Source organism: Chryseobacterium oranimense (assembly GCF_900129755.1).
In the GTDB taxonomy this organism is placed as follows: domain Bacteria; phylum Bacteroidota; class Bacteroidia; order Flavobacteriales; family Weeksellaceae; genus Chryseobacterium; species Chryseobacterium oranimense.
The window spans coordinates 110,022-123,370 of record NZ_FQWT01000009.1; the positions used below are offsets into that span (position 1 = coordinate 110,022).

A 13,349-nucleotide genomic window follows, 5' to 3' on the forward strand; every position below is an offset into this window, starting at 1 on the left:
TTTCTTTGAAGATAAAATCATCTTAATTATTTCAGTAATCACATAACTGTCGATACTGAAAGAAACTGCGTATGCTCGTCGGTAATGATGCGGTATTATCAACTGACAAAATACTTTTAAAAATCAAAGTTCAAAGAAAATGCATGTTTTTCGCGAGCTAATCTGATTTTGAAAGTTTCAATGGAGCTCAGAAACCATTCAAACGAAGCGGAACCGAAAAGCTAAAAGAGTAGGAAATATTACGAAACTTAAACATGAAGAAATTTATTTTACTGAAAACTATGAAAAAACTCTACTTTTTACTTTTGATACTGAGTTCAATTTCAGCATTTGCACAAACGTATAGTTACACAACTTACAATACTTCGAATTCAGAAATAGGGAGCAATTACATTGCAGATATTAAAGCCGATGCCAATGGTTTATTATGGCTGGCAACTTCAAACGGGATTTCAACTTTTAACGGAACTGCTTTTACCAATTACAACACTACAAATTCCGGTATCGCATCTAATTCAATTATAAAAATTCAAATTGATGGTTTGGGCAGAAAATGGATTGCCTCCCAACTTAATGGAATTATTGTGTACAACGGAACGACATGGACTAATTATACAACTTCCAATTCAGGGCTGCCGACCAATACAATCAATGATATAGCAGTTGACGGACAGAATAATCTTTGGATTGCAACAGATTCAGGACTTACAAAATTCAACGGTACTACGTGGGCTAATTATCCTTCTGTGACCAATCTGAATTCTGTAGCAACTGACAGTAATAATGGCGTTTGGGTTACAAATGGAGGGGTATTGTATAAATTTAATGGAACTGATTTTGATTTTATAGCTCAGGGAACTGAAAGAATATTGAGAATTGCCAACAATATGGTGTATGTAAAAGGTTCTGACAGCTTAATTACATTAACAACGAGCGGAACTAACCTCACATTCATCTACCAAAGCACTTCTTGTCTTGCAGGATATAATCCGAACGCTTTGGATGTTGACAGTAACAGTAAGGTGTGGATTGGTTTTAATGGGGCAGGTCTGCAGAACTTTACGGATTGTACGACTTATACCAGAACAAATACGAATTTAGGTCTGCCGGATGACTATTTCAGTGCTGTTAAAACACAATCTTCAGGAACTATCTGGCTGGGAACATTGCAGCTTGGCTTGACAAAAATGTCACCAGGGGCAGTTCAGACAGGGTGCTTTCAAAAAATAGACGCCGGTAGTCTGCATAGTGTAGCTATAAAAACAAACGGAACTTTATGGACCTGGGGAAATAATTATTCAGGACAGTTAGGAAATGGTACTACCACTAATTCTTCAACTCCAAAACAAATAGGAACGGGCAATAACTGGAAGGAAATTGCTGGTGGAAGCAATCACACCATTGCTCAGAAAACCGATGGAACGCTTTGGGCTTGGGGAGCAAATTCAGGTCAGTTGGGTAATGGTACAAATACAGATCAGCACTCACCGGTACAAGTAGGAACCGCTACTGATTGGAAAACTTTTGATACAGGAATGTATCATACGGTGGCTATAAAAAATAACGGAACACTATGGGCCTGGGGACTTAATCCTTATGGGCAGTTAGGTACCGGCAATACCACTACGAGCTTAGTACCTGTTCAAATAGGAACTGCTACTAACTGGTTGGCTGTTCAATGCGGACAGGATTTTACCATTGCATTGAAGACAGACGGAACACTTTGGGCCTGGGGAAGCAATACTTACGGTACTATTGGAGACGCTACAAATACCAATAGGTTAGTACCTACTCAAATAGGAACTGCTACTAACTGGAAGGCTCTTGGGGTTGGAGCGCTTCATGTCACGGCATTAAAAACAGACGGAACACTTTGGACCTGGGGATATAATGCTAATGGGCAATTGGGAGACGGAACAACTGCCAATAAGAATGTTCCAACGCAAATCGGAACAGCTACTAACTGGCAGACTATTGCTTCCGGGGGAAATCACACCACTGCTGTAAAATCCAACGGGACACTTTGGGCCTGGGGAAGAAATCAATATGGGCAACTAGGAAACGGGCTTACAACCAACAGTAATGTACCCGTACAAATAGGCAGTCTTACCACATGGAAAGCTGTTGCTGGCGGAATATCACATACTTTTGCCTTAAAAAGTGATGGGACTGTGAGTACATGGGGATTAAACCTTTATGGTCAATTAGGTGATGGTACTAATGCTGATAAAAATATTCCAACAGCTATTGCCTGTCCGACTTTAGGTGTTGATGATTTTACAAAGTCGGACAATGCTCTGAAGGCTTATCCGAACCCGGTTAAAGACAAACTTGTTATTTCGTCTGATAAGAAAATTTCTTTAGTATCGGTTTATAATGTATTGGGTCAGGAAGTGTTGAATAAGACAATAAATGCTAATGAAAGCACAATAGATTTTTCCGGCCTTGCATCAGGAGTTTATCTGGTTAAAGTAAATTCAAATGATGAAGTAAAGACATTGAAAGTTATTAAAAAATAAAATGGATAATTAGGTTAATCATCAGACTCATGTAGTCTGGTTTTTAACTATCACTCATCAAAAAAGTACACTTTTAAAGTGTACTTTTTTATTTTATCAATGAGCTTTCAGTTAATTTTAGGCATAAAAAAAGCACCTTTTTCAGATGCTTGTGTTTTTAGAATATTCTTTTTTAAACTTCGTCGTCAGAATCAATTGTGAATGATTTGCTTTTGAAGTCTTTGTCATGTTTTTCTGATATTACATCCTCACCCTTTTCGTTAATGATGAAATCTGTGGATTCATTAAACATCTCCTGGAAACTTTTAAAATCTTCTTTGTAAAGATAAATTTTGTGTTTCTCGAATGTAGCTTCCCCATTCTCTCCGAAATTCTTTTTACTTTCAGTAATCGTAAGATAATAATCTCCTGCTTTCGTCTCGCGCACATCAAAGAAATAAGTTCTTCTTCCTGCTTTTAACACCTTAGTGAAAATTTCATTTTCATGGCGTTCCTTGTATTCACTCATTGTTAGATATTTTTTAATCTTGTTAAGAACAAATATAAAAGAATTCTTTTAATCACAAAATTTTTTTTATGATTTATTTAACAATTGAGAACGAAATGGCTAAGCGGTTACAGAATTGGTAATTTCGGTTAAGTTGATGATTTTGTCAGCTCTCTGAGCGCTAGACTCTCTGTGTGTGATGATTATGGACGTAGCATTGCTGATTTTCCGGTCAATATTTTCAAGGATATTCTGTTCGGTTTCAGTATCCAGCGCAGACAGGGAATCATCGAAAATAATGATATTCGGGTCCTTAATTAACGCTCTGGCGATACATATTCTTTGTTTTTGTCCCCCGGAAAGCATTACCCCGCGTTCACCTACCAGTGTTTTATACTGGTCTTTAAATCCGATAATATTTTTATCCACATCTGCAATCTTAGCATATTCCACCACTTTTTCATGGGAAGGATGATCGATAGCAAAGCCGATATTATTTTCAATAGTATCAGAGAATAAGTAGCTTTCCTGAGGAATATAGCCAATGAAATTTCTGTAATTTGTCAGATTATGGTCCTTAAGATTTTTACCGTCAATTAAAATTTCCCCTTCCGTAGGATCAATCAGTCTGCATAAGAGGAGGGCAATGGTAGATTTTCCGCTTCCTGTTTTCCCCATGATCGCAAGAGATTCCCCGGCTTTAATTGTAAAGCTCAGGTTATCCAATGCTCTGATTCCTGTATTTGGATACACATAAGAAACATTCCGGAACTCGATATCCCCTTTGATCGGGTAGTTCTCGAAATTCGTATTGATAACTTCTGATTTCTTGTCCAGGAATTCATTAATCCTCTGCATCGAAGCCTCAGCCCTTTGGTTCACGGAGGTTACCCATCCTACCATTGAGAAAGGCCAGATCAGGATATTGATATACATAAAGAAATCAGCAATTTTACCAACACTTAATTGCCCGGCGATATATTTCTGTCCGCCGATTAGTATGACGGCTACATTCAGTAATCCGATCACAAATAAGATAATAGTAAAGAAATAGGCTTCGGTTTTCGCCAGATCTAATGCTTTGTTTTGATAATCGGTAACTTTTACGCCGTAGTTTTTCTTGATATAATTTTCTCTGGCAAAAAACTTCACCACCCGGATTCCGGAGAAACTGTCCTGTACAAAAGTAGAAATAGCAGACTGGCTTTTCTGCATAATCTTGGACTTCTGGTTGATGATTGAACTTACCTTAAATATGATGTAGGATAAAATGGGGAGCGGCAAAAGAGTCCATAAAGTCATGGAAGCATCTGTTTTTACCATATAAATACTCGTAATCAAAAGAAGGATCAGGAGATTCACCACATACATTACCCCAGGCCCCAAATACATCCTTACCGCTACAACATCTTCGCTGAGCCTGTTCATCAGGTCACCAATGGTGGTTTGTTTATAATCTGTAAGAGAAAGCTCCTGGTAATGCCTGTAAATTTTATTTTTCAGTTCATATTCAATCCTTCTGGAGGCTACAATGATGGTCTGGCGCATCATAAAAGTAAAAAATCCCGTGAGAAGTGAGCAGCCTACAATAATAGCCACATACACCAAAACCTGTTTGTTAAAGCCCAGATTTCCGCTTTTTGTAAGTTCGTCTACAGACTTTCCTACAAACTGAACCTTATAAATATTGAAGAAATTACTGGCAATGATGAATAATAACCCCCAAAACAATAATATTTTGTGCTTCCAAAAGTAAGGGTTTAAGGTTTTTAGCGCTTTCATAAAGTTTTACAAATTTACAAAAATGTAAACACACTACGAATTTCATCAATTTTAATTTTTGTATCTTTGCACCCATAAAAAGCTCTTTGAATGTTAGGAAGACGACAAATCCGTGAAAAAGTAGTACAAACAGTGTATTCATACTATCAGAATCCTGTAAAGTTTGATGTTTTAGAGAAAAACATGTTCTCAGGAATAGAGAAAATCTATAACCTCTATATTTATCAGCTTAATTTTTTGGTGGCTCTGAAAGAATTGGCAGAGACTCAAATAGAAATCGGTAAAAACAAATATATCAAAACCGATGCTGATATCAATCCTAACCAAAAATTTATCAATAACCAGGTACTGATCAAGCTAGAGGAAAATCCTGAAAGATTATTTTTTACAGGCCAGCACAAACAGTTGAAATGGGATCTGCATGATGATCTATTGGTGAAAACATTCCAGAGGATTACTGCAGGAAAACGTTACCAGGATTTCATGAAAGAAGACGGATATTCTTTTGAAGACGATCAGAAGTTTATCGGAAAACTGTTTTTAAGGTATATTGCTGAAAATGATGATTTCCAGGAATATCTTAGTGATAAGGAACTTTCATGGTATGACGATATCCATATTGCCAACTCAATGGTACAGAAAACAATCGGTTTCCTGAAAGAAGATGAAGAAAGCAGAACTTTAATTAAAATGATTAAAGATGAAGAAGATAAAACTTTCGCAGCAAAACTCCTTAGAGACACCCTGAACAACTGGGAGGCTAACGAGAAGACACTAAGTGAAAGACTGGAAAACTGGGATCTGGAAAGAGTGTCTTTAATGGATAAAGTAATTTTGTCGACAGCCATTTCGGAACTGGATAATTTTCCTTTTACCCCTTCAAGAGTTATTATCAATGAATATATTGAAATTGCAAAAGTATTTGCAACAGACCGTTCCAATATCTTCATTAACGGAATTTTGGATAAATATTGTAAAGATCAAAATAGAATTTAACATGAAAAAGACATTATCAATTATCGCTTTGTCTATCATAGGCCTAGGTTTGGTATCTTGTAAAAAAGAAAACCAGCAAGCTGCTACAGGAACAGAAGTTGCAGATACTACAGACTCTACAGCGGGTGCAACCAATTTAGCTCCGAATTCTGCAACGGCACCGGTTTCTGCTGAAACAGCAGCTGCAGCACCGGTTTCTAACCAGCCATTAACATCTGTAGCTCTTTCTGAAAGCAACTTCGATTTTGGAAATATCAAAAAAGGAGATAAAGTAGAGCACGTTTACGAAATCACAAATACAGGAAAAAATCCTTTAGTAATCTCTGAAGTAAAGCCTGGATGCGGATGTACAGCTCCTGATTTTACAAAAGATCCTATTCTTCCTGGTAAAAAAGGAAAAATTACTTTGCACTTTGATTCTTCAAGCTTCGACGGAAACGTTCAGAAGTATGCCGATGTATTTGCAAACGTAGATAAAGCTCCTATTAAATTAACGTTCACAGCGAACATTCAACCATAATTATATGTTGACAATCTTTTTACAGGCACAGCCACAGGGATCTTCATCAATGATGCTGATCATGATGGGGGTGATGTTTGTCGGGTTTTATTTCCTGATGATAAGACCTCAGATGAGAAAACAGAAACAGGAGAAAAACTTCCAGGAAACCTTAAAAGTTGGAACCAGAGTGGTGCTTACTTCAGGTCTTCACGGAAGAATTGCCCAGGTTCAGGATGACGGATTCGTGATCGAAACTTTATCAGGAAAACTGAAATTCGAAAAAGCGGCTGTTTCAAGAGAATTTACTGAGGCCCGTTTCGGAGATAAAGCAAAAGCGGCTGATAAAACAGCTGAGAAAAAAGAAATCGAAACTGAAAAGAAATAATCTTTTAGCTGAAAATATTGATCCGGCGCGGTGAACGAAGTTCACCGCGCCGGTTTTTTTATAAGTATAAATGTATTTTTTTTAACGCAAAGTCTAATTGTAGTGCTACATATTCTAAGCTTGCAAAGAAAAAATCAATCAAAGATTGATTCTATTAAACGTGCGAATAAAATGCATGCTTAATCAGTGACGAAGTCACACCTCTTTGCTTCCTTAGATTACCACAGCTGGAAATTTAAACTTTGCGTAAAAAACTCATCTACATCACATTTTAAGCAGTTTGATCTTAAAAATCCTTCAACTCTTTTTAAAATTCATGTTTCATAAAACCAAATAAAATATCTTTGCGGGATGAATCAAAATACAGGCAAAACCGTTCTCATTTTAGGCGCCAATTCAGATGTAGCCAAACAGTGTATCAAACAGTACCTTGAAAAAGGATTTTCTGTGGTAGCGGCTTCAAGAGATACTACTTCGCTTCAGAAATTGATTGGAGAGAATCACCTTGATCCGTCAAAAATTACCATCCTTTATTTTGACGCTGTAGATTTTGACTCTCACCAGAAATTTTATGATGAACTTCCTGTAAAACCTCATATCGTAGTGTATGCCGCAGGCTTTTTGGTGGATAACGAAAAAGCACTGAGAAATTTTAAAGGAGCACAACAGATGATGATGGTTAATTATATGGGAGCCGTTTCTATCCTTAATATCATTGCTATGGATGAAAGCAATAAAAATCTGGAAAGAATTATAGGCTTGTCTTCTCTTTCGGGGGTAAGAGGAAGGAAAAGCAATTTCGTGTATGGAAGCACAAAAGCAGCTTTTACAACTTATTTGGCTGGTTTAAGACAGGAATTGGCTTCAAGAAAGATAAAAGTCAATGCTTTGGTGATTGGCTACATCAGAACCAAGATCAATGAAGGGCTCCAGCTTAATGAATCCCTGATCATGGAACCGGATTATGTGGCAAAATACATCGTTAACGCCGGAAATTCATTTACCATTGTCCCGAATTTCAAATGGAAGATGATTTATATGATTTTGAAGATACTTCCTGAAAGTTTGGTGGCGAAACTGCCTTAGATTATTCATTTCTAATAACCACTTTTGAAAATCCTAAGCTTTGCATTAAAGTATTATAATTGTTGAGAAAGAGAGTATTATTTCCATATTGTGAAAATCTTAATTGCTCTTTACTGTCTTCAATTAAAAAAGAATTTCCACTATTACCATATTCTTTATCTATAAATTTCGATTTCATCAGATTGTTAAAGTAATTCATCAGGCTTAATTGTTGTGAATCAGATAGAATAAAATGACGGGTAGTATCTCTTATTTGGATAAGTGAACCTGAACTATCCATCTTACCACAGTTAACTTTATATTTTATATAAGTTAATTCAATTCTGCGTTTTGATTGATAAACTTTAATAATTTCATCATGACCTCCCCATTCTCCACAATCAGCAAACCGTGATTTTATGAATATGGTGTCTTCGTTATCGAAACTAAATATATTTTTAAATGAATATTCGGGTTGCCCTGAATTACCTTTCCCAAGATTTTCTTTTTTAGAACAGCTTATAAAAAATATTAATAGAAATATTAAAGGTAAAAACTTCATTTGGATTTAGGCTATATTCAAAAGTATCAAAATTATTCAATACTCTGTAACAATTCCAACGCCTTCATCATATCAATTCCTTTCCCCAAAACCGGCTTAAATAAATCCCCTTTTTCCTTAATTCGTTCCAAAGCATTATCAATCGTAAAATCAGTGGGCTTCAGGCCGGGCTTAAGCTCTTCCCATTCCAGCGGCATTGAAACGGAAGCGCCTTCTTTAGGTCTTAAGCTATAAGCACTTGCCAGGGTTTGTCCTGTCCTGTTTTGCAGATAATCCAGGTATATTTTCTTGTCGTCTCTTTTCTGCAGGCTTCTTTCCAGAGTAGTGAGCTTGGGAAGTTTTTCATTGACCTGTTTCATCAGGATATGGGCAAAATCTTTCACCTGGTCAAAATCATATTTTCCACCCATCGGAATATAAACGTGAATTCCCGTACTTCCGGAAGTTTTACAATACCCTTTAATTTTAACAGACTGTAAAACCTCATTTACCTGAAGTGCAGTTTCAATCACATGGTCAAATGTATTCTTCTTTGAAGGATCGAGGTCCAGTACGAGATAATCAGGATGTTCGAGGTCGGGGAGGGCACTGTTCCACGGGTTCATATCAATACAGCCCAGATTATTCAGATAGGCTAAAGTAGCCTTATCGTTACAGTAAACATAATCAATATATTTATCATTGGATTCGGAATATACTTTGGTTGTTTTAATCCAGTCTGGCATATTGTCCCCTGCATCTTTCTGATAAAAGCCCTGTTCTTCAATTCCATTCGGAAAACGGTTCAGAGAAAGCGGACGGTTTTTGAGATAAGGTAAAATATAAGAAGCGACAGACTGGTAGTATTCAATGACCTCCCCTTTGGTAATTCCATCTTTAGGAAAATAAATTTTATTTTGATTGGTAAGCTTCACTGTATGTTTGTCCAGGGTCACTTCTTTCTCTTTTTCACTATTTTCTGCTTTTTTTGTTGAAGTTTTGGTTTTCATTTCTTTAGGTTTTGGGTTAATTGAACTGATTGTGATTTCTTCCGGTTCCTTATCTTCCCGGATGGCAACAAATACGGGATGCCGGTAAATGCCGTCTTTCGTAATTTCGGAATATTTAATTTCGCAAACCAGTTCAGGTTTTGTCCAGGTCACAGGCATATTGGTTTTAGGGATGGTTTCGAAAGGTGAGGTTTTAATGATCAGTTTTTGAAGCCTTCCATAAAGCTGTTCTAAAGATTCATTATTAAATCCCGTCCCTGTGTGGCCGCAATAGATCAGCTCGCCATCAATATATTTCCCCAGAATCAATGCACCAAAGCTTTTCCGGGAACCTCTGGGTTCTGTAAATCCACAAATAATTGCTTCATCTGTTTCCGTAAATTTTATTTTAAGCCAGTCGGTTGTTCTGTGGTTTTCCACATATAAGCTGTCTGCTTTTTTAGCGATCATTCCTTCCAGCTTCATCTCTTTCATCTGGTTGAAAAAATCAATTCCTTTTTCAGGAATATGGTCGCAGTACTTGATGATATCTGTTTCTGTCAAAGCTTCCTTTAAAAGCTCTTTACGCTGCAGAAGAGGAAGCTCTTCCGTAGAATGGCCGTTCAGCCAGAGAAGATCAAAAACCTGGTAGGTTAAAGCAAGGTTTGGGTTGTCACCGATCTGTTGTAGCAGCTGGAAATTGGGTTTACCATGCTCATCGTAGGCAACTATTTCTCCGTCAAGGATCATTTTATATTTCTGGTGTTCAAAATCTTCTGTGACCCTTTCAAATTTGGATAAAAATGAAATTCCATTACGGGAATAGAACAGGAGATTCTTATGGCTGAGATCGGCAATAGCCCTGTAGCCGTCCCATTTTATTTCAAAAATCCAGTCTTCATCATCGAAAGCCTTTTCATAAGACTTGGCCAGCATAGGTTTGATAAACGAGGCCAGCTTTTTTTCATTCGTTAAAGAATTGAAACTCTGGAACCTTTTTTCAGAAGCTATGACTTCTTTTTTTCCTTTATTTTTAGGCTTTTTTTTTCCTCTAAAAATTTCGTCACCAGAGATTTTGATGAAGTATTTTCTTCGGCATCATAAGGGCTTTCTGCAAATTCATCTTTATGCTTGATCAGCAGCCATGCATTATCTTCACTGTTTTTCATTTTGACAAGAGCAAACTCGCCTTTAAGTTTTTTGCCGTGTAAAATAAATTTTAATGACCCTGAATGAAGTTCTTTCAAAAGCTCTTTTTCAGCAGAAAGTTTCGTTTCTTCCAAAGGTTCATAGGTTCCGCTGTCCCATACTTCCACCTGCCCGGCACCGTAATTGCCTTCCGGAATATTTCCTTCAAAATCTTTATAATCGTACGGGTGGTCTTCTACCATCATGGCAAGCCTTTTATCTTTAGGATCCAGTGAAGGACCTTTGGGAACAGCCCAGCTTTTCAGAACACCATCCATTTCAAGACGGAAATCATAGTGAAGACGGGATGCCGCATGTCTCTGGATGACGAAGATAAGCTTATCCTTGCTTTTTTTCGTTTTGCCTTCCGGTTCTGTAGTTTCGTTAAACTTCCGTTTTTCGTTATAATCTTTTAGAGCCATTACGATGCAGATTTGGATTTGGAATTTTGTAAACTGGCTTTCAGCTGGGCCATAAGGTCAATTACTTTACCTTCTTTGGCTGGCTCGGCCTTTTTAGCTTTTATATTTTTACCTTTTGCTTTCTGTTTGATGATTTTCATCAGTTCGTCAGAATAAGTATCTTTATACATAGCAGGATCAAATTCCTGGGAAAGTTGTTTGATAAGACTTACCGCCATTTTAAGTTCGGCAGGTTTGGGAGCTTTCTGGGCAGGGATTTTAAGATCTTTGTAGTCCCTGATTTCCTGATCAAACCGAAGCCTGTTGAGGACAAGTATTTCGTCATTATAAGGTCTGATCATTCCTATGGCTTCACTGTCACGGAGAACGAAAGTTCCGATTCCGGCCATTCCGGTTTCCAGTAACGCATTTAATAAAAGCCTGTAGGCATTTTCACCATTTTTTTGAGGTTCCAGGAAGTAAGGATTCTCAAAGTACACACTGTCTACTTCAGACTCCTGTACAAACTGGTCAATGGAAAGTATTTTTGTCTTTTCAGGGCTTGCGGCCTCATAATCCTCTTCATCGAGAACAATGTATTTATCATCCATGAGATAACCTTTTACAATGTTTTCCCATTTCACTTCTTTCCCTGTGCTCTCGTTTACTCTTTTAAATTTAATGTTGGAATAATCAGATTTATCGAGCATATCGAGATCAAGTTTTGTAGTTTCTGTGGCGGAGTAGATCTTAACAGGAATATTGACTAAGCCGAATCCAATGGCGCCGTTCCAAATTGCTTTCATTGTCTTACGTTTTGCGTAAGAAAGTACAATGATTGTGCCGAGTGAAAAATATTTACCAAATGTGGTATTTGTTTTGAATTTATAAACCTTATGGAGTAATATCAGTTATAATTGTTTGAAATTGATCGATTTCTTCAACTTTATTGTTGCTGAACCAGAATTGAAGTAAAAAAATGGAGTTTGTAAAATAAAAAGGTGGAGAAACTTTCTCCACCTTTTAAGTGCTAATGGATATAAATTTCCTCTATCTGATTATTCTCCGTATTTAAAATAAGAAGTCCTTCATCTTCTCGATTGAGCTGTCCGAGTAAGCTTCCGTTATTATTCCATACAGAAGATTTTCCGGCACATTCATAGCCGCCTGATTTTCCGGTGAAATTTGCCATCAAAACATGCATGTGATATTTTTTCGCGATATCGGAGAGTTTAAAAAGATCATCATCAATGAAGTTTACAGAATTAAGAACACTGGCAGCATATACATTCGATCCGGCCTGATAAGCTTCCAGGGAATGATTTGGATCAGATAAATCATAGCATATTGCTAACGAAATCTTATTCTGTAATATGTTCAGCTGGCAGAAATTTTCACTTCGTGAAAAAACACCTGTCTCTGTTGGGAAAAGATGACGTTTTGAATAAATTTCTCTTCCTTTTCCCTGCTGGAAGATGATGGAGCTGATAAACAATTTGTCATCTGCTTTCGTAGGCATTCCAACAGCGATGGTAATATTATTCTTATCTGCCATTTTCTGAAAAATGTCTAAAACAGGATCTTCGTAATGAATTGAGAGCTGTTCCGCCAGTTCAGGTTCATAGCCGGTAACTGAAAGTTCGGGGAAGATCACCAGATTAACATTATGATCAGCTGCGGCTTTAACTAATGTTTTGTGATTTTCAATATTTTTAGGGATATCTCCCTTTACAGGATTAATTTGGGCTGCTGCAATTTTCATTTTTTTCTAATTACAAGGGTTATTAAATCCGGTCCAGAGATTTTTTCACAAACTCTACGATCATGGGATTAGGCTGATTTTCTGTAGAAGTAAGTGCCGGTTGAAATAGTGTCCCTACAAAAAAAGGATGGGATTGTATTTCAAATGAACGGTAATGTCCGTCTTCAGAAATTGAAGTTAAAGATAATCCTCTGCCTTTTAAAATATCAACGTATTTTTCACTGATGCCATAACTGCAATTATACTTGCCTATAATAGTATCCTGATTAATTGTTCGGTAAAGAAAACTGTTTTTATCAATAATTTTCAGATTTTCCTGTTCTCCTCTTAATGAACATGAAAGTTTTTTTATCAATGAATCTTTTGCATCTGGATTTGTTTCTTCATGGTCTGCATTTTCAATATTGCATACATTTCTGGCAAATTCAATAATCATATGCTGAAATCCGCCACAATTACCAAAAGTGGGAATATTATTCTCCCGGGTAAACTGTACGGCATTCAGTACATTTTCCATATCCCGGTACGGACTTCCCGGAGCAATCCATAATCCTAAGTACTTATGTTTTTCAAACACAGTTTTAGCATCGAAAATATCAGTAGCAATCCAATCAAACTGAATTTCACGATTTAGTTTTTTCTGAACACTTCTTGTAGTATCATTGAGTGCATGAAGTGTGAAATGATTGGGATTGAAGTCTCCCAGAATAGCAATTTTCGGTATCATAAGTG

At 36.9% G+C, this 13,349-nt stretch carries 13 protein-coding genes; 5 read left to right on the plus strand and 8 right to left on the minus strand.

Going from position 1 to position 13,349, the window contains the following annotated elements; genetic code table 11:
• Nucleotides 1–281: 281 nt before the first annotated feature.
• Nucleotides 282–2,519: an RCC1 domain-containing protein gene (locus BUB03_RS20750; RefSeq protein ID WP_175547526.1), complete on the plus strand. Its 2,238-nt coding sequence runs from the start codon at nt 282–284 to the stop codon at nt 2,517–2,519.
• Nucleotides 2,520–2,691: 172 nt separating this feature from the next.
• Here the strand turns inward: BUB03_RS20750 and BUB03_RS20755 are convergent, their stop codons facing one another.
• Together BUB03_RS20755 and BUB03_RS20760 are read right to left on the minus strand one after the other, a co-directional pair.
• Complete coding sequence (locus tag BUB03_RS20755) at nt 2,692–3,027, minus strand: DUF3276 family protein (protein WP_034701927.1); 336 nt, start codon at nt 3,025–3,027, stop codon at nt 2,692–2,694.
• 99 nt (nt 3,028–3,126) lie between these two features.
• Nucleotides 3,127–4,788: an ABC transporter ATP-binding protein gene (locus tag BUB03_RS20760; RefSeq protein ID WP_073066737.1), complete on the minus strand. Its 1,662-nt coding sequence runs from the start codon at nt 4,786–4,788 to the stop codon at nt 3,127–3,129.
• A 90-nt stretch (nt 4,789–4,878) separates the two neighbouring features.
• On the opposite strand from BUB03_RS20760, the gene nusB reads away from it, so the two are divergent.
• From nusB to BUB03_RS20780, 4 genes are all read left to right on the plus strand, one after another.
• A complete protein-coding gene (gene nusB / locus BUB03_RS20765; protein WP_040997534.1) occupies nt 4,879–5,784 on the plus strand; it encodes a transcription antitermination factor NusB in 906 nt (301 codons plus the stop codon).
• 1 nt (nt 5,785) lies between these two features.
• Nucleotides 5,786–6,304, plus strand: a complete 519-nt coding sequence (locus BUB03_RS20770; protein WP_073066740.1) for a DUF1573 domain-containing protein — start codon at nt 5,786–5,788, stop codon at nt 6,302–6,304.
• Nucleotides 6,305–6,308: 4 nt separating this feature from the next.
• Nucleotides 6,309–6,671 (plus strand): preprotein translocase subunit YajC, encoded by a 363-nt coding sequence (gene yajC, locus BUB03_RS20775; protein ID WP_040997530.1) that lies wholly within the window; start codon nt 6,309–6,311, stop codon nt 6,669–6,671.
• 351 nt (nt 6,672–7,022) lie between these two features.
• Nucleotides 7,023–7,757 carry an SDR family NAD(P)-dependent oxidoreductase gene (locus tag BUB03_RS20780; protein WP_073066742.1) on the plus strand — a complete coding sequence of 245 codons (735 nt, stop codon included), beginning with the start codon at nt 7,023–7,025 and terminating at the stop codon, nt 7,755–7,757.
• A 1-nt stretch (nt 7,758) separates the two neighbouring features.
• Here the strand turns inward: BUB03_RS20780 and BUB03_RS20785 are convergent, their stop codons facing one another.
• The 6 genes from BUB03_RS20785 to BUB03_RS20810 form a co-directional block, all read right to left on the minus strand.
• Nucleotides 7,759–8,298, minus strand: a complete 540-nt coding sequence (locus tag BUB03_RS20785) for a hypothetical protein (protein WP_073066745.1) — start codon at nt 8,296–8,298, stop codon at nt 7,759–7,761.
• Nucleotides 8,299–8,330: 32 nt separating this feature from the next.
• Nucleotides 8,331–10,202 (minus strand): DNA ligase D, encoded by a 1,872-nt coding sequence (ligD, locus tag BUB03_RS20790; protein WP_073066748.1) that lies wholly within the window; start codon nt 10,200–10,202, stop codon nt 8,331–8,333.
• Nucleotides 10,203–10,273: 71 nt separating this feature from the next.
• Nucleotides 10,274–10,876, minus strand: a complete 603-nt coding sequence (locus tag BUB03_RS20795) for a DNA polymerase ligase N-terminal domain-containing protein (protein ID WP_073066750.1) — start codon at nt 10,874–10,876, stop codon at nt 10,274–10,276.
• Nucleotides 10,876–11,661 carry a non-homologous end joining protein Ku gene (gene ku, locus BUB03_RS20800; protein WP_073066753.1) on the minus strand — a complete coding sequence of 262 codons (786 nt, stop codon included), beginning with the start codon at nt 11,659–11,661 and terminating at the stop codon, nt 10,876–10,878. The genes BUB03_RS20795 and ku overlap by 1 nt, the downstream gene beginning before the upstream one ends.
• 224 nt (nt 11,662–11,885) lie before the next feature.
• Nucleotides 11,886–12,617, minus strand: a complete 732-nt coding sequence (locus BUB03_RS20805; RefSeq protein WP_073066755.1) for a carbon-nitrogen hydrolase family protein — start codon at nt 12,615–12,617, stop codon at nt 11,886–11,888.
• A gap of 22 nt (nt 12,618–12,639) precedes the next feature.
• Nucleotides 12,640–13,344 carry a glutamine amidotransferase-related protein gene (locus BUB03_RS20810; RefSeq protein ID WP_073066757.1) on the minus strand — a complete coding sequence of 235 codons (705 nt, stop codon included), beginning with the start codon at nt 13,342–13,344 and terminating at the stop codon, nt 12,640–12,642.
• Between the last annotated feature and the right edge of the window lie 5 nt (nt 13,345–13,349).